19 protein-coding genes are annotated in these 20,359 nt (G+C 44.3%); 6 read left to right on the forward strand and 13 right to left on the reverse strand.

Annotated features, from left to right (window positions below; genetic code table 11):
* Positions 1-27: 27 nt before the first annotated feature.
* Positions 28-558 carry a 3'-5' exonuclease gene (locus VTAP4600_RS03850; protein WP_102521587.1) on the reverse strand — a complete coding sequence of 177 codons (531 nt, stop codon included), beginning with the start codon at positions 556-558 and terminating at the stop codon, positions 28-30.
* 311 nt (positions 559-869) lie between these two features.
* Between VTAP4600_RS03850 and VTAP4600_RS03855 the strand changes: the two genes are divergently transcribed.
* The 4 genes from VTAP4600_RS03855 (at position 870) to VTAP4600_RS03870 (ending at position 7,363) form a co-directional block, all read left to right on the forward strand.
* Complete coding sequence (locus VTAP4600_RS03855; protein ID WP_102521588.1) at positions 870-1,490, forward strand: DUF2760 domain-containing protein; 621 nt, start codon at positions 870-872, stop codon at positions 1,488-1,490.
* A gap of 36 nt (positions 1,491-1,526) precedes the next feature.
* Positions 1,527-3,479, forward strand: a complete 1,953-nt coding sequence (locus tag VTAP4600_RS03860; protein ID WP_231897861.1) for an Hsp70 family protein — start codon at positions 1,527-1,529, stop codon at positions 3,477-3,479.
* A 49-nt stretch (positions 3,480-3,528) separates the two neighbouring features.
* A complete protein-coding gene (locus VTAP4600_RS03865) occupies positions 3,529-6,342 on the forward strand; it encodes an Hsp70 family protein (RefSeq protein WP_102523891.1) in 2,814 nt (937 codons plus the stop codon).
* A gap of 169 nt (positions 6,343-6,511) precedes the next feature.
* Entirely contained in the window at positions 6,512-7,363 is an 852-nt protein-coding gene (locus tag VTAP4600_RS03870) for a hypothetical protein (protein ID WP_102521589.1), read from the forward strand.
* On the opposite strand, the gene VTAP4600_RS03875 is transcribed toward VTAP4600_RS03870, so the two are convergent.
* Positions 7,338-7,562 (reverse strand): hypothetical protein, encoded by a 225-nt coding sequence (locus tag VTAP4600_RS03875; RefSeq protein ID WP_102521590.1) that lies wholly within the window; start codon positions 7,560-7,562, stop codon positions 7,338-7,340. The genes VTAP4600_RS03870 and VTAP4600_RS03875 overlap by 26 nt on opposite strands.
* A gap of 130 nt (positions 7,563-7,692) precedes the next feature.
* Positions 7,693-8,598: a diacylglycerol/lipid kinase family protein gene (locus VTAP4600_RS03880; protein ID WP_102521591.1), complete on the reverse strand. Its 906-nt coding sequence runs from the start codon at positions 8,596-8,598 to the stop codon at positions 7,693-7,695.
* A 312-nt stretch (positions 8,599-8,910) separates the two neighbouring features.
* Between VTAP4600_RS03880 and VTAP4600_RS03885 the strand changes: the two genes are divergently transcribed.
* Entirely contained in the window at positions 8,911-9,675 is a 765-nt protein-coding gene (locus VTAP4600_RS03885; protein ID WP_102521592.1) for a carbohydrate deacetylase, read from the forward strand.
* Between the two features lie 174 nt (positions 9,676-9,849).
* A complete protein-coding gene (locus VTAP4600_RS03890) occupies positions 9,850-11,148 on the forward strand; it encodes a methyl-accepting chemotaxis protein (protein WP_102521593.1) in 1,299 nt (432 codons plus the stop codon).
* A gap of 82 nt (positions 11,149-11,230) precedes the next feature.
* Here VTAP4600_RS03890 and VTAP4600_RS03895 read toward each other — a convergent pair whose 3' ends face one another.
* The 10 genes from VTAP4600_RS03895 to VTAP4600_RS03940 all read right to left on the reverse strand — a co-directional run bounded on the left by VTAP4600_RS03895 (position 11,231) and on the right by VTAP4600_RS03940 (position 20,296).
* Entirely contained in the window at positions 11,231-11,596 is a 366-nt protein-coding gene (locus VTAP4600_RS03895; protein ID WP_102521594.1) for a DUF1304 domain-containing protein, read from the reverse strand.
* Between the two features lie 108 nt (positions 11,597-11,704).
* Positions 11,705-12,106, reverse strand: coding sequence for a VOC family protein (locus tag VTAP4600_RS03900; RefSeq protein ID WP_102521595.1), 402 nt, complete (start codon positions 12,104-12,106; stop codon positions 11,705-11,707).
* Entirely contained in the window at positions 12,099-12,539 is a 441-nt protein-coding gene (locus VTAP4600_RS03905) for a MarR family winged helix-turn-helix transcriptional regulator (RefSeq protein WP_102521596.1), read from the reverse strand. Before VTAP4600_RS03905 ends, VTAP4600_RS03900 begins: the two co-directional genes overlap by 8 nt.
* 174 nt (positions 12,540-12,713) lie before the next feature.
* Positions 12,714-13,382, reverse strand: a complete 669-nt coding sequence (locus tag VTAP4600_RS03910; protein ID WP_102521597.1) for a DUF3047 domain-containing protein — start codon at positions 13,380-13,382, stop codon at positions 12,714-12,716.
* A 60-nt stretch (positions 13,383-13,442) separates the two neighbouring features.
* Positions 13,443-13,916, reverse strand: coding sequence for a DUF2947 domain-containing protein (locus VTAP4600_RS03915; protein WP_102521598.1), 474 nt, complete (start codon positions 13,914-13,916; stop codon positions 13,443-13,445).
* Positions 13,917-13,970: 54 nt separating this feature from the next.
* Positions 13,971-14,528, reverse strand: coding sequence for a ribosomal protein S5-alanine N-acetyltransferase (gene rimJ / locus VTAP4600_RS03920; RefSeq protein ID WP_102521599.1), 558 nt, complete (start codon positions 14,526-14,528; stop codon positions 13,971-13,973).
* Positions 14,529-14,536: 8 nt separating this feature from the next.
* Positions 14,537-16,078 carry a transcriptional regulator TyrR gene (gene tyrR / locus VTAP4600_RS03925; RefSeq protein WP_102521600.1) on the reverse strand — a complete coding sequence of 514 codons (1,542 nt, stop codon included), beginning with the start codon at positions 16,076-16,078 and terminating at the stop codon, positions 14,537-14,539.
* Between the two features lie 119 nt (positions 16,079-16,197).
* On the reverse strand, positions 16,198-17,223 hold the full coding sequence (locus VTAP4600_RS03930) for a YcjF family protein (protein ID WP_102521601.1): 1,026 nt from the start codon (positions 17,221-17,223) through the stop codon (positions 16,198-16,200).
* Positions 17,220-18,614: a YcjX family GTP-binding protein gene (locus VTAP4600_RS03935; protein ID WP_102521602.1), complete on the reverse strand. Its 1,395-nt coding sequence runs from the start codon at positions 18,612-18,614 to the stop codon at positions 17,220-17,222. The genes VTAP4600_RS03930 and VTAP4600_RS03935 overlap by 4 nt, the downstream gene beginning before the upstream one ends.
* 167 nt (positions 18,615-18,781) lie before the next feature.
* Positions 18,782-20,296 carry a fumarate hydratase gene (locus tag VTAP4600_RS03940; RefSeq protein WP_102521603.1) on the reverse strand — a complete coding sequence of 505 codons (1,515 nt, stop codon included), beginning with the start codon at positions 20,294-20,296 and terminating at the stop codon, positions 18,782-18,784.
* Between the last annotated feature and the right edge of the window lie 63 nt (positions 20,297-20,359).

The raw sequence follows: 20,359 nt of genomic DNA on the forward strand, positions 1-20,359 counted from the left end.
AACAATACGTTACATTAGCATTAAGTGTTACAACATGGTCAATGCTAACTTTGCTAGGTTGTAGGCATCAACAAACCCAGAATGCTGCCGACCTTCCCACTCGATGTTTTTGCTTTCTTGTGCAGCGCGGTGGCCAATTCGTTTCTCTTTTAGGCGATTTTGCATACGGAATAACGTTGCCAAATTGACGAACTCTTTAAACGGCATCTCTAGCCCTTTTTGTTCGCACTCTTTGGCCAAAATGAAATCATCGTGTCCCCAAGCGGCGTAGATTTTATTTGCACCACCAAAGTTCTTAACCATCGATTTCATCACCTCTTCTAGAGGACGACCTTGCTTCTCAACTTTACGAGGCGTGATGCCGGTCAGTTCCGCACAAAAAAGAGAAACTTCATCATGTTCAGGCTTCACGTAGTATTGCGCTCGCTTAACTATTTCACCTTTTTTAAGGTCTATCTCAGCCAAGCCAACTTCAATGATCTCCCCAGTAGTGCCAACGCCATCGACATTCCAGCAACACATTTCTAAATCAAAGCACACTACACGGTTATAATTCATTTCCAGCCTTTAAACTGCCTGTTATTTCATTTCGCCGCCATTCTACCTCAGCGTAATCGGAAACGCAGCCTTAAGGCGTTTGATTGGTTAAAAGTCGTGTCATTACTGATCGGATTTGGTGATTCCACTCTTCCATAGAAGAAAATAGAGCCAGCATTGCCTAAAAAAACAGCTAACGAGCGAACATCGCAACCTCTGGTACAATAATTCTTCGAGCTAGACACCTTGAATATGGTACAGTTCGCCCCTATTTCCGCTATATCAAGGCATGCAATTGGCTCATGCCACACTTGCTGATAGAGAACGTATTTATGAACTTTGACATCAATTTAATTCCAACAACATTCGACATGCTACACACGGGTTTGGCAGCATCAAGCTTTATGCTATTGCTTATTGCCGTATCACGTAAATCAAAAGTGGTTGAGAAACCAGTAGAGAAAATTGTTGAAGTAGAGAAACAAGTAGAAAAAATCGTCGAAGTTGAGAAAGTCGTCGAAGTTGAAAAGGTTATTGAGAAAGTCGTTGAAGTAGAGTCTAAGCTTGCAACTGCGACCACAGATTCTGCAATGCAATTGCTTTCTATCATGCAACAAGAAGCTCGCTTAATTGATTTCTTGCAAGAAGACCTGACCTCTTTCTCAGACGAAGAAGTGGGTGCAGCAGCGCGAGTTATTCACACCGGTGGCAAAAAAGTACTGGCCGATTATGTTGAGCTTGCACACGTTCGTAGTGAAGACGAAGAAACACGCATCACGGTTGAAGAAGGCTTTAACCCACAAGAAATTCGCCTAATTGGCAATGTAACAGGCAATGCGCCATTTAACGGCACTCTGGTACATAAAGGGTGGAAAGCCACCTCGATGACGTTACCAAAACTGGCAGAAAACTACGACGCATCTGTGATCGCCCCAGCCGAAGTAGAGCTGTAATAGCGCACCAGAAGCATCTATTAAGAAGAATAAACTATGCAAGACACTAACCAGAACACTATGAATTCAGAAAACCAAACGAAATACAGTGTAGGTATCGATTTAGGTACCACTCACTGCGTACTTTCTTTTGTTGATACCACCAATGAAGACGCTCGCGTTCAAGTGATGACCATCCCTCAATTAACGGGACCTGGAACCGTAGAAGATCGCAGCCAATTAGGCTCTTTTCTATACCAGCCGCACGAACATGAGATGAATTCAGCTTCTCGCGTACTCCCTTGGTCAAGTGAGCCTAAAGCTCTTGTGGGCGCAATTGCCCGTAACCTTGGTAGCAAAACACCGATTCGCCTGATCGCCAGCGCAAAATCTTGGCTTTGCCATGGGGGTGTGAATCGTCGTGACGCATTTCTACCTCAAGGTAGCCCTGAAGAAGTTGAAAAAGTATCGCCAGTTAAAGCCACTGAGCTTTACTTACAACACTTGAAAGAAGCTTGGGATCATCAACACCCTGAGCACCCTCTTTCCGCTCAAGATGTCACCATCACGGTACCCGCTTCTTTTGATCCTGCCGCTCGCGATTTAACCGCAGAAGCTGCTCGTAACGTGGGATTTTCACATCTTACGCTACTAGAAGAGCCTCAAGCGGCGTTGTATAGCTGGATCGATAACAGCAACGACACGTGGCGTGATGAAGTAAACGTTGGCGACATTGTATTGGTTGTAGATGTCGGTGGCGGTACGACGGATTTGTCTTTGGTTGAAGTAACCCAAGATGAAGGCAACTTAACTCTGAATCGTATTGCGGTTGGTGAGCACATCCTATTGGGTGGCGACAACATGGATCTTGCTCTAGCCTATCGTTTAAAAATGAAGTTAGCGCAAGAAGGCAAAGAACTGGCTCCTTGGCAAGTGCAAGCAATGACGCATGCTTGCCGTGATGCAAAAGAAGCCCTACTTAATGATGCCGACCTACACGCCGTCCCTATCGTTGTGCCAAGTCGTGGTTCTAAATTATTAGGCGCGACGCTTAAAACAGAATTGACCCAACAAGAAGTACAGCAAACTTTAGTTGATGGCTTCTTCCCTAAAGTTTCAGTGACTGAGCACCCGGTACAAAAAACTCGCGGCGCATTAACCCAAATGGGCTTACCTTATGCTCAAGATGCAGGTATTACCCGTCACATTGCGGCTTTCCTTTCTAAGCAAGCCAATGCGCTAGGTGGCGAAGCTGCACCTGCACCAGAGTTCAACCCATTTGCAAACATGCCTGGTATGCCGGGGATGGATACGAACACGCCAGCCGCAGACTTCATTAAGCCAACCGCCATATTATTTAACGGCGGCGTGCTTAAATCAGATCTACTAGCGAACCGTTTATCTGAAACCATCGACAGCTGGTTAATCGAGGCCGATTCTGAGTCTGCAAAACGCTTATCAGGCTTAGATTTGGATCTTGCTGTTGCAAGCGGCGCTTCTTACTACGGCGCAGTACGTCGTGGTCAAGGTGTTCGTATTCGTGGTGGTATTGCATCAAGCTACTACGTGGGTATTGAAAGTGCGATGCCTGCAATCCCAGGTATGGCACCGCCAATGGAAGCATTGTGTGTTGCCCCTTTTGGTATGGAAGAAGGTTCTAGCGTTCAAGTTCCTAGCCAAGAGTTTGGTTTGATCATCGGCCAACCAGTGCATTTCCAGTTCTTTGGTTCAACCGTACGCCGTGAAGACGAAGCCGGTACTCACCTTGATCATTGGAACCCAGAAGAGCTTGATGAATTACCTGAAATTCAAGTAACGTTATCAATCTCTGAAGGGCGCCGTGAAGGTGAAGTCGTTCCAGTAACGCTTGCATCACGGGTAACCGAACTGGGCACTCTCTACTTAGAAGCCATTGCTTCAGACAACGGTCAAAAATGGCACGTTGAATTTGATGTGCGTGAAGATACCGCAACGGACACAGATACAACGAACGAACAAGCACACTCATAAACTCCTTAACGGCATCCAAATGGGTGCCGTTTTTATTAGAGGTTATCCTATGGCATCCCCTCGTTTTCTGGTCGGCATCGATCTTGGGACTACTAATACTGTGGTCGCTTTTTGTGAAATTTCTGATGACCTACAGCACGCTCCCGTTTCATTATTCGACATAGACCAGCTCATTGGCGCAGGTGAAGTGGTACGAAAGCCTTTATTGCCTTCTTTCCGCTATCACCCAGCACAAGCACAAGTGTCAGCCTCTGACCTTACCTTACCTTGGGAACAACAAGGTGTTGAGGGTGATATAACCAACATTATTATCGGTGAATGGGCTCGTGAATTAGGAGCCAAAGTAGAAGGACGCCAAGTTTCTAGTGCGAAAAGTTGGCTTTCTCACCAAGGCGTTGACCGCGAATCTGAGATCTTGCCATGGGCTGCTGCAAATGATGTAGACAAAGTATCTCCAGTTGTCGCTAGTGCGAGTTATTTAAACCACATCCGCCAATCTTGGAACTACCGAAACCCTAGTAATAAACTCGAAGATCAAGACGTCGTGGTAACGGTTCCTGCATCGTTTGATGAAACGGCACGTAAGTTCACCCTAGAAGCGGCGAAAATGGCTGGTTTAAGCAGTATTGTCTTACTAGAGGAACCTCAAGCCGTCTGCTACGATTGGTATGCTCGTCACCAACAAACGGCCGCCGAACAACTAAAAGAGTTACCGCTGATTTTGGTGTGTGACGTCGGTGGCGGTACCACGGATTTGAGCCTCATTGAAGCAAAGTTCGATAACGACGAACTCGGGTTGAACCGCATCGGCGTTGGTGAACACTTAATGCTGGGTGGGGACAACCTCGACTTGGCTCTTGCGCATCTAGCAGAGCAACGTTTTAGCCAAAACAAGAAACTCAATGCCGCAGGTTTAACCAAACTTATTCAACAGACTCGCAAAGCAAAAGAACACCTGCTTTCAAGCAACGCACCTGAAGAAGTTAAAATCACCATGTTAGGCAGTGGTTCAAAGCTACTTGGTGGCACAAAAAGCGTTGGCCTTACCAAGCAAGAAGTGCATAACATTGCTCTTGATGGCTTTTTCCCTCTTTCCGATTTTGAACAAACCCCGGATAAGCGCCGCAGCGCCGTCGTAGAATTTGGTCTACCATACGTAGCTGATCCCGCGGTAAGTAAACACATTGCAGAATTCCTCACCACGCACCAACAAGTCAGCCACGCGGCACTCAATAGTGACGATGTTACCTCCCCTGCAATTCCAGTTGGCTTACTACTCAATGGTGGTGTATTTAACAGTGATCTGGTAACAGATCGAATGACAACGCTATTGAGCAAGTGGCGTGGAACAGACGTTACCGTATTAGATAACCCTCACCCAGATTGGTCGGTAGCTCTTGGTGCTGTTGCATTTGGCAAAGCTCGCCGTGGTGCCCAACTTAAGATTGGAGGCGGTGTCGCTCGTTCCTACTTCCTGCATCTACAGGAAAAAAATAAAATGGGTCACGCTCTGTGCCTACTTGCAAAAGGCACTGAAGAAGGCCATGAAATACGATTGAGTGGTCGCCGATTCTCTCTTACACTCGGTGAGCCCGTTCGCTTTAATCTGCTTACATCAACTCATGACCAGCTAGCAGACCAAACTGCTGCACAAAACGGTGTGATGGTAAAAGTAGAACCGGATATTTTTTCTCCGCTACCACCGTACATTTCTACCCTAGATGGTTCAGACGAGACCCAACTTCAAGCTAATCAAAAAGAGCGAGTGGAAGTTCAGCTTGCGTGTCAGCTTACTGAAGTCGGCACACTTAAAATGGAATGTGTTAGCGTTGAAGACGATAGCAAGCGTTGGGCGCTTGAGTTTGAAGTTCGTAATCAACAGACAAACGAAAATGATGACGTTAGCCACCACCCGCGCCTTGAGGAATCCAAAGCTTTAATCACAAGTTTGTATAGTGGTAACAAAAACGCGGCCGATACTAAAGCCATCAAAACCTTGGCAAAAGATCTGGAAAAACGATTAGGCAAACGAGAGGAATGGGATTTTACCACCTTACGCCATTTGTTTGATTCACTTTCCCAAGGTAGAAAGCGCCGTCGCCGTTCTGAGCAACATGAAAAGAACTGGTTGCGTCTTGCCGGTTTCGCTATGAGGCCGGGGTTCGGCGATCCAACCGATTCATGGCGAATGGAACAGATATGGGCGCTTTATCAACAAGGCATTCAGTTTCAAAATCATCAAGGCTGGACAGATTGGTGGGTGTTTTGGCGCCGTATTGCTGGAGGGTTAAGCCAAGAGCAGCAAGAGAATATTCTGGGGGATATCGCCAAATACCTTCATCCCGGAGCCATGAAAAACCCTAAGTCCGCTAAAGATGCTCAAGACAAGGGTTATGAAGCCATGGTTCGCCTGTCAGCTTCGCTTGAACATTTAGAAGTCGACGACAAAGTTTTACTTTCTACTTGGTTTTTGAGTAAAGCCGTTAATCAAAACCAGTTTGAACAGGCTCATTGGTGGGCACTTGGTCGCCTAGCATCAAGAACACCATTATACGGTAGTCAACATAGCGTAATTCCACGTGAACAAGTCGAACAATGGCTACCAAAGCTGCTAGAACAAAATTGGTTAAAAGAACCGATGATTGCATTTGCGACCGTCATGATTTGCCGTAAAACAGGCGATCGCTTATTTGATATTTCGGACGATTACCGTCAACAGGTACTCGACAAATTAAAACAGAGCAAAGCTTCTGATTCTTGGATATCACTGGTTGAAGAAGTCAAAGATCTATCAGAAAGTGAATCAAAACGCGTCTTTGGTGATGCCCTACCGCACGGACTCAGCTTGATAAAAAGCGAGTAAAAACATTACCCATCACTAATTAATCAGGTACTTACAAAACAAGCCGAAGCAATTACTTCGGCTTTTTGTATTCTAAGTACGAACACCATCACACATTCACCATAAGAATACCACCACAAGAAAAGATTAAACTGGTAGCATATCACTTTGTATTTTATAGAATAATTCAATGAGACTATCAATAAAATCCTTGGCCATTATAGGGAGCCTGTTATTTACTGTCGTTCTGTTTGTATTTGGTCAAAAAGGTCAAGGCGGCTTAGAACTACCGCAATGCCTAGCGTCTACTGACAAAACGCAAGTCATCGATACCTACATTCATTTTTACGTCAGTAAAACCGCATTGGATACCTACAGTCAATCCGTTATTGAAAGTGATATTAATGAGTCCATCGAAATCGCAAATCAAATCTTAACCAACTCATGTGTCCCGATGGCACGTAAGTTAGCGCGAATACAATACATCGACTTAACTGAGCAAACCTTCAATGACATTGGTCAATCCCATAAGGCGTTACTCAATGTCGTCGGTAAAGACGAGATCAATCAGATACGTTCCCATCCAAACCACTATTATGGGTTAATCATGGCCGAGGAAGATAACTTCCTCGGCCCAGTCAATTATGGTGACCCTAGCTTTGTCGGGGAGACCAACCCAAGTGTGAATAGCCACTACTTTATCGCAACTGCGGACGCACACCTGATTACACTAGAGCACGAACTTGGTCACCTAGCATGGGCGCAACATAGAGACACAAGCGGCACACTAAACATCTGGCTAAATCAAATTTACGCAAACAAACAGGCAAACTTAAAACCCTATGCTCGCGCCTATCGGTGTGGTGATAGCGGTACGGTCATGAGTTATGAATCAAACGTCATTTTAGCCTATTCCAGCCCAGATATTTTCTATCAAGGTGAAGCCTGTGGCGATGCCAAAACAGCTGACAACGCCAGACAGTTAAGAGAGTACGCACGAAATATGCGTGATAGGATCAGTGCGAAGAGCCCGCGGGGTTAGACCCGAAATCGGACTGGTGATAAATATCGGCCAAAGATTTTGGCCCCTGTTTTTTGGTTTTACGTTTCAGCGTGGTTGGTTGGTTAAGGGATTCAGCTTCAACAGCTTGCTCGTGTTCTTTAGCCGCTTGCACAAATTCAGGATTTGATAACGCTTCTTTGCGCAGTCGGTTCACTCTTTCTAGTGTTTCCCACAACATAGTACACCTCCAAACTTGACGGTTTACCTATTAATAATAGCCCTATCCTAGGGGCTGTCAAGAAAAACCACTGTTTTAATGAACAGTGATTTTTCTTTATATGTTGGGGGAAGAACTATTGAAGATGAAACTAAGAGAGGTTGCTTAAAACACAGAGCGCTTGTGGATGCATCGTTAATCGTGCTGGTAAAGGCGCAATCAATTCGCCATCACACTCAAAGTACCATTCACGATCACTGTTGATTTCAATTTCGCGGCTTACATAACTCTCAGCTCTATCATGTTGATTTATTGAACCATTTAGTGGATATCTTAACCCAAGTAAGCGTTGAACAAACGTCATATCCTTGATACATAGCCCGTTAAATTTACCATTATTGGTGTTTGCATCAGGCGCGAAATCCATTCCGGCACCACCATATCTTCCAAGGCAATGAATCAGCATTAACGCAGGCGTTTCAAATCGCCTTCCATCATAAGACACATTAAAGTTAACGGCTTTGTAACGGCGTAAACACCGCAACATGGTTAAATAATAACGAAATGACAAACCAGCGGCTTGCCCCATTTCTTGTAACACCATGCAATCTAATCCAGTGCCAGCCAGGTTTATAAACGCGTGATTTGACTCGAAATCCGCACCGAATGATGCGATGCCAATATCGTGTTTCACTCTTTGCTGCTGCTTAAAAAACGATATCCATTTCTCTGTCTGGTGTGGGATCTTATGGAATCGCGCCCAATCGTTTCCAGAGCCCCAAGGCAGCACCGTGAGCGTAAATTCCTCGATTGGAAGTGTAGACTCGACTATGCCCTGTAACACTTCATTTAGGCTCCCGTCACCTCCTACCGCAACAAACAAACGTTCGCCAGACAAGGCTAAGTCCTTAACCAGTTCAACTCCGTGCTTTGGTTTGGTTGTTTCGGTAATAATGTAATCAATAACATTCTCGTTAAGTAGGGCTGTTAGGCGAGGCAAATTTCTTTTTGCCTTTCCACCACCCGCCATCGGGTTGACAACAAAACACCAATGCATAGACACCTTTTACCAGATTCATAATTATTAAAAGAGCGTACTCACTCGACATAAAATCACGTTAAGAAAAAGTACATATTAAATTGTGCCCGTATAAGATAGTGCCGTTGTTAATGACAACTGGGATCGATAAAATGCACGAAATTTCATGCAATTAAAATGATGACACTCAGAAGTGGTGACCGCAATCAAACTCTTGAGACTCAGGAATAATATTAGTTAACGATTGCTGTAACATATCAAGTATTGGCAGAGAACACGGTTTATCATCGTTGTCTATGCCCCCAAATAACGTCCATTGTTGGTATTGATATGAAGCTAATATTGAATGCGGATGATTTCGGTTTAACTGAACGAGTCAATCAAGCTATCTTAAAAACCATGACAACGGGCATTGTCCGCTCTACTACGATTATGATGAATCAACCGGGAACACAAGACGCAATTAGGCTTGTAAAATCCGAAAAGATCCAAGATCTTGGCCTTCATCTTAACCTCACTGCCGGACCACCACTGTCCTCTGTCGATAAACTCCCCAACCTCACCGATGACCAAGGCCAGTTCTTTCATATTCGGACTCTCGAAACCTTCGAAAAGGTTGATACAGAGCAAGTATATGGTGAAATCAAAGCCCAATATAAGGCAGCATTACAGGCTGGTTTGAACATAAACCACCTAGATTGCCATCATTTTTCTGCCATTCTTCCTTCCACGAGAGAGGCCTTTATTGCGCTTGCTAATGAAACAGGTTTGCCTTGCAGGCGAATTGATCTTTTCGTTGAGGGTCAGCAAGGATTAACTAGCCAAACACCAGACGCCTTTGACTATAGTTTTTTTGATCATGGCGTAGACAGTGAGTTATTCAAAGCCAGCTTACTAAAGCATAAACTTCACAAGCCAAACGCTTGCGTTGAATACATGTGCCACCCTGGCTATGGGGACGACAAAGTACTTCGTTCTCTGAGCAGTTATGTATCAATGAGAGAAACAGAACTCAACCTTTTAACCAACCCTCAGTTGGTTGACTGGATACGTTCCCATGAAATTGAATTGGTCGGCTATGAACTCTTTAGATAAAATGAAACAACCTGCTAGTTTCAATAGCAATTTGTCTATTCACTTTATAACCGACCGAACCAAAGAAAGATGAACTATACTAATTATTTAGAGAGAGCTCTCACGCACACTCACATCCAGATCTGATATCACTGGTATATTCAAAGCCTAACTTTCGGGGTAATGGTTATAAATATGTTTAGCTTTAATAAAAATAATATCGACAAACTAACCGTTGAAAATGAGCAACTACACTCTGTGGTCAACTCAATTAATCAATGCATTGCAATGATCGAATTCGATACAAAAGGAAATATTCTGGATGCAAATGAACTATTTCTTGCGATTGCTGGTTATTCCAAACAGGATATCCTAGGCAAGCATCACTCTGCTATGTGCTTCCAGTCCTATACCGAAAGCAATGAATATAAACAGTTTTGGAACAGACTAGCCAATGGCGAAATTATTAAAGGTACGTTTAAACGAAAGAATAGTCGCGGCAAGGTGATCTGGCTTGAAGCGACTTACTTCCCTATAAAACAAAACGGTAAAGTGATAAAAATTGCCAAATTTGCGTCAGATGTGACATCTACAACCAATGATGCTCGCGATAAAGATAATATTTTATCCGCTCTTGATAAATCTCAGGCCACGATAGAATTTACTCCCGAAGGCGAGATTCTTAGTGCCAACCAGAATTTCCTTTCCACAGTCGGTTATAATTTATCTCAAGTGAAAGGGCAGCATCACAGAATATTTTGTGATGAACTATTTTATCAAGAAAATCCAACCTTTTGGGCTGATTTAGCTTCGGGGCAATTTAAATCTGGCCAATTCGCAAGGAAAAACAGTTACGGCGAGGTGATTTGGCTTGAGGCAACGTATAACCCAATATTCAACAGCTCAGGCAAAGTGATTAAGGTGATTAAATTTGCCACCGATATAACAGAGCGAGTGAAACGAAATGAATTGGTTAGTCAAGCTGCAGAAATCGCCTACACGACTTCGGTAGAGACCGCTCAAATTGCAAAACAAGGGTCCGATTCATTAAATGAGTCCGTTAATGTCTCTACTAATATCGCGAAACAAGTAAAAGAAACGTCGTGCCAAATTCAGCAACTCAATACTAAATCTCAAAGTATCGAAGCGATAGTGTCGACAATTAAAGGGATCGCCGATCAAACTAATTTATTAGCCTTGAACGCGGCTATAGAGGCAGCAAGAGCCGGCGAACAAGGTAGAGGCTTTGCTGTTGTTGCTGATGAAGTACGTCAACTTGCATCCCGTACCGCTCAATCGACTAACGAAATAGCGACGGTGGTAGCTGAAAACAAAACCCTCACAGATACCGTCACTCATAGCATGTCAGAAGTTGCCAACATTACCGATATAGGCCTCAAGAAAATTGCGGAAGTCGCTTCAGTAATGGATGAGATTCAAGCTGGCGCAGAAAATGTGTCGCAAACTGTTATGAATCTATCGGAAAACGATTAAGTAAAAAACGAAAATAGGGCAACCGTTCTGGGTGCCCTATTATTTCAACGCAAGATGCTATCTAAGCAGACAAGTTAGGATGCTAAGCAAACAGATATAGAGCTGACAACGCAAGCATCGCAGGTGCACCCTGCACATATAATATAGAGCGCTTGGCTGTTATCGAACCATAGATCGCGGCGACAATGACGCACAGTAAAAAGAAGATTTGGATTTGAGCACCGAACTCTGGATTACTATGTAATAACCCCCAAAACAGACCAGCAGCTAAAAAGCCATTATACAGACCTTGATTGGCCGCCAGCGCCGTCGTGCTTTGCGCGTATTCCTGAGTGATGCCAAACACTTTAAGTGTTCTAGGTTTGGTCCACCAAAACATTTCCAGCACTAAAATATAAACATGCTCTAGTGCAACTACCAGCACCAGTCCCTGAATTAAAAGCTCCATACCAACTCATCGTTTAACAAAACGAACAGTATAGCGACCAATTCTTACTTTGTTGTTCTTTAAATAACAAAACCGAGAACTAACTCGGTTTTGCAATACAAATACGTCTTATCCGCGAGCGTACTTAATAATGGAAATCACGCCACCTTGTGCATCACGAAAAGACGCGACACGCCCGATACGCTCAATATCCATTGCAGGCATAACAACTTCAGCACCATTCTCGACTGCGCTCCCTAAGGTTGCCTCAACATCATCTACGGTAACGTAAGCTTGCCAAAAACTTGGAATGCCACGAGCCTTAAGTGGCTCAGGCATAGACAGCATGCCCGCAAAGGGTTCCGTACTGTTTTCGTTAGTGATCAGGCCATAGCGCGAATTATTACGGCCAGGGACTTCACGCACGCTCCAGCCCATGACTTTTGTATAGAACTCTAAAGATTGGTCAAAGTCTGTTGTCATTAATTCTGACCAGCTAAAAAGGCCATGATCTTCAAAAGGCTTATCCATTTTTTTCTCCTAATAAATTGTGCACGAATCTGTTGAGCAGGTTATGCAATTGTTGTTGTTCTTGTTGATTAAAATCAGTCAGGGCTTTATTGAGTACACCAAAGGCTACCCCCTTGCTACGCTCGATAAGTTCTATGGCTTGCGAAGATGCAGTGACACCGTAACTCCTTCCATCACCATTAGCCACTACTCGTGTAATGAGGCCGCGTTTTTCAAGCCCTTTTATCAAACTGGTAATTGAACCTCGATTCTTCATTAACTGCTCTGAAAGTTGCAATGGGGTGATGACGTCAAACTGAATAACCGTCATTAGAAATATCCACTGCTCTTTTGTTAACTCACAATCATTGCGGCTAAATTGAGCTTCGAGTTCGTTAGTCAAGACCCTCGAAGCGAGCCCCACTAACCCACCAATCGTATCTGTTGGTTTCATGCACCACTCATTAAACTAGTTTGAATTTGAACTAGTTTAATGGCAAGAATATATTTGAGCAATAAAAACTTGTATATTGAGCTTACAAACAACGTCGCGGAAGGATAAAAAACTCAACAACGAACTCGTTGAGCTAACGGTAAGTCGTTACGAGGGGCTATTGGGAATGCGCTCTCAGTTCTCGCTAAAAAAGATATCACCATAAAAGGAGATGGCTTGGGTTTGACTATTGTCTGTATCTGTCATGATGACCGTTGCATCGATATAGCGATAGCTATTTAAGTTCGCCTCGACCGAGCCTTTGTCACCGAAATATTCGATTAGGTCTTGGTATATATTTCTCTTTTCATCGTACCACTGTTCTATTTCAGCTGACTCCCCTTTTATTGCAAGCATTTTAACGTTAGAACCGGCAAAAGGGTTATCCCAAGCGTCTCCTTCCATTTGAGAACTAGACCAAACATAGTTAAGTGCTTTAGTGCGCCAAACCATTAGTCCACCATCTACGACCACATACACTCTCGCCGCATAATCGTCACCACCTTTGGTACGTTCGTCAATCCCCATAAGCTTATTCTTAATAAGCCATGACCAATTCAAATAAGGGGTCTCTGACAAGTCGATTCTTTGCTTTCTTATCAATCCAGAGGCACTTTCATTACTATGAGCTTTCAACGCATATCGGTTTTTGTATTCGGTGACTTGGTAATCAGTTAAGTTGAGAATTTGTTTGCTACTCCAACCATTTAGGTTGCCACTTTCTAATGAGGTCATATTAACAGTCGCGTAAGTCGCAGTACTCATTACTAAAATAATCAAGCTGCTAACAAATCTGAACATCATTTTCCCTCCTTAGAATATAAAAAAATCCGTAGGCCTTTCGACCTACGGAGATACTCTATATTATGTGCGATTGCCTATTTTTACTGTGCCATTGGTGCTAAACCAAAGTGCTTCTGAGCGGCGGCGACCAATTAAAAACGGCCCATCATCGAAGAATAAAAAGTTTTTCCAGTTTCGTTTAAAAACCGACCATTTGGTTTCAATGACGTTATATTTTTCATAACAAAAATAAACGGTTACGTCGTCCTGCCAATCAATGTGTTCGAGCACCTCGACTGGAAGGGCGTCTTCATCTGAATCCCATTCCGTCATCCAATCGACTTCATGTAACCAACTATTGGTTTTTGAAGGCCAATCCTGATTACTCAACCTATCTGCATCAGGGCTCTGCGGGCTAATATTCTCTTGCCATAATTGCGATGCTCGCTGCTGAGTCATTGGCTTTAACTGAGCCAAGTCTTGTTCTGACATTGGCATAGATTGATGGGTAAAAATCCACTTTCTAGAGTATTCGTCCAGAGGCAAATATGACATGGTGTTCCTCGATGTTAAGATAACCTCAACAAATGCCTAGCGCATTCTTAAGGTTTATTCAGTCCAATCTTGATTGATCAAAGACGTTAGATTGTGATCTTGCCATTGTCCGTCAATCAATAAATAATCTTTAGCGAACCCTTCTGGGGTAAAACCGATAGCGTGTAACACTCGTTCACTACGCGTATTCGTTGGTATATAAGCGGCCATAATTCTGTGAAGCTTTTGCTCTTTAAACATCCACTCACACGCCATCCTCAGTGCCTGTTTCATCACACCACGACCTTGGTTATTTCCATCCATAGAATAGCCAACATTACACGCATGAAAGGGATGACGCGAGATGTTGCTAAACGAAATAGTCCCCAGCATGTCTCCGCTTTCTTCGTCAATAATCAGTAAATAGAACGCCAAAGCCATGCGATGTAACTCGTGCAGTTTTACGAGCCGTTGCTTCCAGCCAGACTCTTCAAAAAAAGCCGGAGCTCTAACGGGCTCCCAAGGTTTTAAATGCGCTCGGTTTGCCACAAAATAATCAGCAATCAACGCCGCATCATCAGGGGTAGCTGATCTTACACACAATCCATTTTGTTTAAGATTTACATAATACATGACGCTATTTAAGCCTTTCTAATTCCGTAGTCTCGTAATTTATTTGCTATTGAAGTGTGCGAAACATTCAAGCGTTTCGCCAGCTTTCTACTTGATGGGAATGATTGATATAAGTGCTGCAATATTTGCGTTTCATATTGCTTCATTATGTCGTCTAATGACCCGTCAAAATTCAGTCCAACTTGTGTGCTTGTTTCTTCTACGCTTGGTAAAGAAAAATGCTCATACTCCAGCACGCCGTCCGACACCTGAGTCATTGCGCGCAACACCATGTTGTCTAACTGACGAATGTTGCCTGGCCATGGATACATAGACAATTGTTCAATCACACTTTCGTCAACCGTTGGTTTACTGATACCCAATTGCTGCGCATATTTTGCGACAAATAAATCCAGTAGCGGCGCAACATCACTATTACGCTCTTTAATTGATGGTATCTGCAGATTTAGGACATTTAAACGGTAATACAGATCTTCACGAAAATCCCCAGTTTCTGTGAGATGAGAAAGTTTCTCTTTGGTTGCAGCGATCACTCGTACATCAACATGCATTTCTTTTTCTTCGCCAACTCGACGGAAGGTTCCGTCTTGTAGAAAGCGCAATAGTTTAATCTGTAGATGAGGGCTCATCTCGCCAATTTCATCTAAGAAAACCGTGCCGCCATTGGCTTGTTCGAAAATACCGATATGCCCATTTTGATTATTAAATGCGCCCGGAGCATGACCGAACAGTTCAGTCTCTGCAGCGTCGTCTGGCATGGAAGCACAGCTTAAGACTAAGAAAGGCTCGCTCGCTCTTTCACTTCTACTGTGGCACGCTCTGGCGAGCATTTCCTTGCCTGTACCTGTGTCCCCTTCTATCAGCAAAGGTTGGCTCATCATGGCCAGTTTTTTCGCTTGGCTAATTAGGGCTTTATGTTTATTAGAAGTCCCAACGAAGTGTTCAAAACCAAGGCTATTTTTTTCTGACAAGAACTGGCCTAACACAACGGGCGCTTGATTCGATTTTAGTGTCACTACCGCGCTAGCTAATACGGTGTCATTTGATTCGCCTGTTATATATACCGGCATGATTTCTAGTGCGTAATCTAAACCATTTATCACGACGCTATCGCGAAAGCGCGCTTTGCTTTCATCTAACCACTTAGCAAAGGTAACTTGAGGAATCAAATGACCGATGTGCTCATCTATGATGCTTTCTCCAAAAGAAGAAAACAGATCCATTGCTGCGTGGTTTGCAACGTCTATTGTGCCTTTTAGGCTAACGGATAAAACAGGGTCTGGCAGGTTAGCAAGTAACGCCATTAACTCGGTGCTTTGACGTTCGCTAGGCATAAATTGGATTTTTCTGACATCAGTAACGCCATTGATAAGTCGAATTTGCGCCATCAACTCTCGAAACGCATCAAACTCAATCTCAGGGCAATTGAGGTAAATGATTCCGCGTCGATCGATTTCTATGCCTCTTAAATCAATTTGTTTGGAGGCAAGAATATCGAGCAATTCACGCGTTAGTCCGAGTCTGTCTTCACATAAAACTTCAAGGCGCACTGTGTTATCCGTCAAGGTGTCAGGAAAAGTTGACACCAGTCTGAAACAAGCGCTTGATACAGTCAAGAATTCTTGAACAATAACGACGAGGTTCAGTGGCTAACTGGTGTTATTTTCATCTAATCCAGTTGTTTATTACTACGCAGGCTTTGGATGATGCTTTTTCTTACTTCTCCAAGACGAATGCTGCCGCCTTTTTGCCAGGGTATAGGGCGCAATAAGGCCGCCGCTTTAATGCCTAATCTAGCCGTTAAGATACCAACCCCTAAACCTTGAGCGGCTCTTGTCGATACTTTTCCCGCTAGATCCATAGAAAGCAAATCCATACTCGCATCCGCGACAAGCTCAGTTGCACCGGCTGCCGCCATGTTTATCAACACCAGCTTAAAGAGCTTAATTCGAGACCAATAGCCAAGCTCTACTCCGTAGACTGACGATAGCTGTTCAATCAGTTTGAAGTTTCTCCACGCCACCAGCAGCATATCAACCACAGCAAGTGGGCTTAAAGCGACCAGCACAGCCGATTCACTGGCAGACTTAGCAATCAATTTTCTACACTGCTCATCTTGGGTTGCAACGACAAAATTGTCGTACATTGCCATGACTTCTTGATCACTATGAGTCGCGTTGATGGCATTCTCCCACCGCTCAAACCCCGGGTGCTCGGCTGCAATACCACTGTGCTTGGCAAGCTGCTGACAAAATGGCTTGGCTTTACCCAAATCATCTAGCTCATACAATGCCTGAGCCTTATCTTGAGCCGAAAACCTGTGCTTAAGCTTACGAAGCTTCCATAATTCGCGACCGATAGCGCCAACACCCATCGCCGAAATCGCCGCAATAAAGCCCGACCACCCTAAACTGAGCCAGTTTTGAGAGGTAACCGCACTGATTACAGAGTCAACCGCTTGCCAAGCAATCAGACCAGAAAATGTGGCCAGCAGTACCGTGGCGAGCATTTTATTTTTGCCGCTCGGCTTAATAACGTGTTCAAGCGCAATTTCAGGTTCTATTTCTATCTCTGGCGCGCTGGGTACAAACTTCGCTTGCGGTTCAAATTGCTGTGCCGCTGTCAGTTCTGGTTTATGCTCACTGTCTTGCTGTAATGGCGAGTCAAAGACCTGCTTGGTTTTCATTCCACTCATTTTAGTTTGTCTCCAATCAGAAATTGCAACGCTTTATCCATACGAATATGGCCACATGGCGTGTTCGTTTCCTGCTCTAACGGCTTAAAACTATAAAATTCGAATTCATTGTGTTGCCAGTAATCTACAGAGGGCAGCTTGGCTGGCACATCGCCAGGATAAAGCGTAATCGGTTGATCATTCTCCATCACCCCTTGTATTGCCGGCTGTGTGCTTTCTTCCGTAGAACGGCTCTTATTCGTTACGAACCCAGCTTGAGTCGCCTTAATCGACGCAAGCGTCATGCACGTCATTTCAATATTTTCATAGGCCGTATGCTGCCATGCTGGGTGAACCATCTGTTTAAGCAGCGAAGTCAAGTTGGCATGTTGGTCAGGTGTCACGTGATCTGCCTTGGTTGCCGCAAAAAGTACTTTATCAATTTTTGCCGAGAACAAACGACTGAACACATTACTGCGACCGTATTTAAAGCTTTTTAGCAGTTGTTCAATCGCGCCCTGCATATCATTAAAGGATTCATGCCCAGCATTGAGCGGCTGTAAGCAATCCACCAGCACGATTTGGCGATCAAATGTAGAAAAATGCTCTTTATAAAAACGTTTTACAACTTTAGTTTGATACTCTTGATATCTCGCTTTTAGCATGGCGTACTGACTATGTTTAGCACTCTTATCAGTATCGTCCGCGATTTGGTACGGAAAAAACTGCAATACCGGTGCCCCCTCTAGTTCTCCTGGCAACACAAAACGCCCCGGTTGTACCCAATGCAAACCAGCGGATTTACAGTCGTACAAAAATTGAGTATAGAGAGCAGAAACTTTAGCCAATTGACTTTCGTCAGCTTCAGCATTGGCATCAAATTCTGCCAACGAAGTTAGCCATGGTTTTGCCAACTCTGCTCGCGTGCCTTTCAACGCTTGAAACTGCAACTCACTCCACTGTTCAAAATCTAGCTCTAGCAGGGGTAAATCAAGCAGCCATTCGCCAGGGTAATCAACAATATCCAGATACAGAGTGGCCGTCTTAGAGAGTAACTTCAACGCTCCCGATTGCGGCTTATAGCGAATAGCTAACCGGATTTCACTGACATCTTTTGTTGGCTCAGGCCATTGTGGAGGAGTTGAATACAAAGACTCCACCGCGGCATCGTAACCAAACCGTGGCACCAACAAATTTGTTTGAGGCTCTCGTTTTGCACCAATCAAGCGCTTTTCACTGGCCCCACTAAACAAAGGCAAGTTATCGTGAGTTGACGTATAAAGCAGTTGATTGACCAAAGAAGTGATATAGGCCGTTTTGCCAGCGCGAGACAACCCCGTCACGGCCAGCTTTAAATGCCGGTCCATACTTCGGTTGACTAAATCATTGACTTCTTGGCTTATTCTTCTCATTTTAGCGCTCTCAATCTGTTGCTACATCGCATGAATACAGAGTATGCAAAATAATGTATTAATACTAGATGAACAAAAACTTAATAAAAAAAAACGCAGCATCAATTGAGGCTGCGTTAGATTATGAAAGCTGACTTGTTTTTTAAGTCAACGAGTCGGAAAACCCGTTATTTTTGCGCTTCCGCGATTTTGACTTTCCAGGTATCAGGGCCAATTTGGTGAGCGTTTGCGCCGCTAGAATCAACCGCGACCGTCACGGGCATATCCTTTACTTCAAATTCGTAGATGGCTTCCATACCCAATTCTTCAAACGCCACAACTCGGGCTTTCTTGATCGCTTTAGAGACCAGATACGCTGCTCCGCCTACCGCCATTAAGTACACCGCTTTGTGCTCTTTAATGAGCTCAACCGTTGCTGGGCCACGTTCTGCTTTTCCGATCATGCCTGTTAGGCCAGTTTCGCTTAGCATCATGTCGGTGAACTTATCCATACGAGTCGAGGTTGTTGGGCCAGCAGGGCCAACCACTTCATCGCCAACCGCATCTACAGGGCCAACGTAATAGATAAACTTACCATTAAAGTCGACACCTTCAGGTAAACCTTCACCGCTTTCTAATAAGCTTTGAATGCGTTTGTGCGCCGCATCGCGCCCCGTTAAGATCTTACCTGAAAGTAGGACGGTTTCGCCTACTTTCCATTCTTGTACGTCTTCTTTAGTAATTTCATCCAGATTCACACGGCGCGTGTTTTCGCCCGCTTCCCATGTGATCTCCGGCCAATCTTCCAGTTTAGGCGGCGTCAATTCAGCCGGGCCATTGCCATCCAGAGTGAAATGAACATGGCGCGTAGCAGCACAGTTAGGGATCATGCAAACCGGTTTAGAAGCAGCATGAGTTGGAGCGGTGTTAATTTTAACATCAACTACTGTCGTTAAACCGCCAAGCCCTTGCGCACCAATACCCAGTTTATTTACTCGGTTGAAGATGTCTAAACGAAGTTCTTCTTCTGCGTTTTCAGGCCCACGTTCAATCAGCTCGTGAATATCAACGTGTTCCATCAACGATTCTTTAGCCAACACAGCGGCTTTTTCTGCTGTGCCACCAATACCTATCCCTAACATGCCAGGTGGACACCAACCTGCCCCCATTGTCGGCAGTGTTTTTTCTACCCACTCAGCGATGTCGTCTGATGGGTTTAGCATCACCATCTTGGTTTTGTTCTCTGAACCCCCACCCTTGGCGGCAATTGCGATTTCTACATGATCGCCAGGGACCATTTCGATATGAACCACGGCAGGCGTATTGTCTTTAGTATTTTTACGAGCACCCGCTGGGTCGGATAGCACCGAAGCTCGCAATGGATTATCTGGGTTGGTATAGGCTTGACGGACGCCTTCATCAACCATTTGTTGAACGGTTAAATCACTTTCCCATTTAACGTTCATGCCAATCTTAACAAAGCAGGTTACGATCCCCGTATCCTGACAGATTGGACGTTTACCTTCAGCGGCCATTCGTGAGTTAATGAGGATTTGAGCCAATGCGTCTTTTGCAGCTTGGCTTTCTTCACGTTGATACGCTTTATCTAGTGCTTGGACAAAGTCCATTGGATGGTAGTAAGAGATGTATTGAAGTGCATCAGCCACACTGCTGATAACATCCTGCTTGTGAATTACGGTCATACAATGCCTCGGTATTATTATTTCTGCTTCCAGTCAGATAGCAAGAGTCAGTTCACGGCACAA

It is taken from the genome of Vibrio tapetis subsp. tapetis, assembly GCF_900233005.1.
In the GTDB taxonomy this organism is placed as follows: Bacteria; Pseudomonadota; Gammaproteobacteria; order Enterobacterales; family Vibrionaceae; genus Vibrio; species Vibrio tapetis.

Coding starts and splice junctions, on each gene's coding strand:
- VTAP4600_RS03910 (WP_102521597.1), bottom strand. CDS start 13,382: ATGATGTTCAGATTTGTTAGCAGCTTGATTATTTTAGTAATGAGTACT.
- VTAP4600_RS03915 (WP_102521598.1), bottom strand. CDS start 13,916: ATGTCATATTTGCCTCTGGACGAATACTCTAGAAAGTGGATTTTTACC.
- VTAP4600_RS03935 (WP_102521602.1), bottom strand. CDS start 18,614: ATGAGAAGAATAAGCCAAGAAGTCAATGATTTAGTCAACCGAAGTATG.
- VTAP4600_RS03940 (WP_102521603.1), bottom strand. CDS start 20,296: ATGACCGTAATTCACAAGCAGGATGTTATCAGCAGTGTGGCTGATGCA.
- rimJ (WP_102521599.1), bottom strand. CDS start 14,528: ATGTATTATGTAAATCTTAAACAAAATGGATTGTGTGTAAGATCAGCT.
- VTAP4600_RS03850 (WP_102521587.1), bottom strand. CDS start 558: ATGAATTATAACCGTGTAGTGTGCTTTGATTTAGAAATGTGTTGCTGG.
- VTAP4600_RS03870 (WP_102521589.1), top strand. CDS start 6,512: ATGAGACTATCAATAAAATCCTTGGCCATTATAGGGAGCCTGTTATTT.
- VTAP4600_RS03880 (WP_102521591.1), bottom strand. CDS start 8,598: ATGCATTGGTGTTTTGTTGTCAACCCGATGGCGGGTGGTGGAAAGGCA.
- VTAP4600_RS03875 (WP_102521590.1), bottom strand. CDS start 7,562: ATGTTGTGGGAAACACTAGAAAGAGTGAACCGACTGCGCAAAGAAGCG.
- VTAP4600_RS03865 (WP_102523891.1), top strand. CDS start 3,529: ATGGCATCCCCTCGTTTTCTGGTCGGCATCGATCTTGGGACTACTAAT.
- VTAP4600_RS03930 (WP_102521601.1), bottom strand. CDS start 17,223: ATGAGTGGAATGAAAACCAAGCAGGTCTTTGACTCGCCATTACAGCAA.
- VTAP4600_RS03885 (WP_102521592.1), top strand. CDS start 8,911: ATGAAGCTAATATTGAATGCGGATGATTTCGGTTTAACTGAACGAGTC.
- VTAP4600_RS03860 (WP_231897861.1), top strand. CDS start 1,527: ATGCAAGACACTAACCAGAACACTATGAATTCAGAAAACCAAACGAAA.
- VTAP4600_RS03890 (WP_102521593.1), top strand. CDS start 9,850: ATGTTTAGCTTTAATAAAAATAATATCGACAAACTAACCGTTGAAAAT.
- VTAP4600_RS03905 (WP_102521596.1), bottom strand. CDS start 12,539: ATGAAACCAACAGATACGATTGGTGGGTTAGTGGGGCTCGCTTCGAGG.
- VTAP4600_RS03895 (WP_102521594.1), bottom strand. CDS start 11,596: ATGGAGCTTTTAATTCAGGGACTGGTGCTGGTAGTTGCACTAGAGCAT.
- VTAP4600_RS03900 (WP_102521595.1), bottom strand. CDS start 12,106: ATGGATAAGCCTTTTGAAGATCATGGCCTTTTTAGCTGGTCAGAATTA.
- VTAP4600_RS03855 (WP_102521588.1), top strand. CDS start 870: ATGAACTTTGACATCAATTTAATTCCAACAACATTCGACATGCTACAC.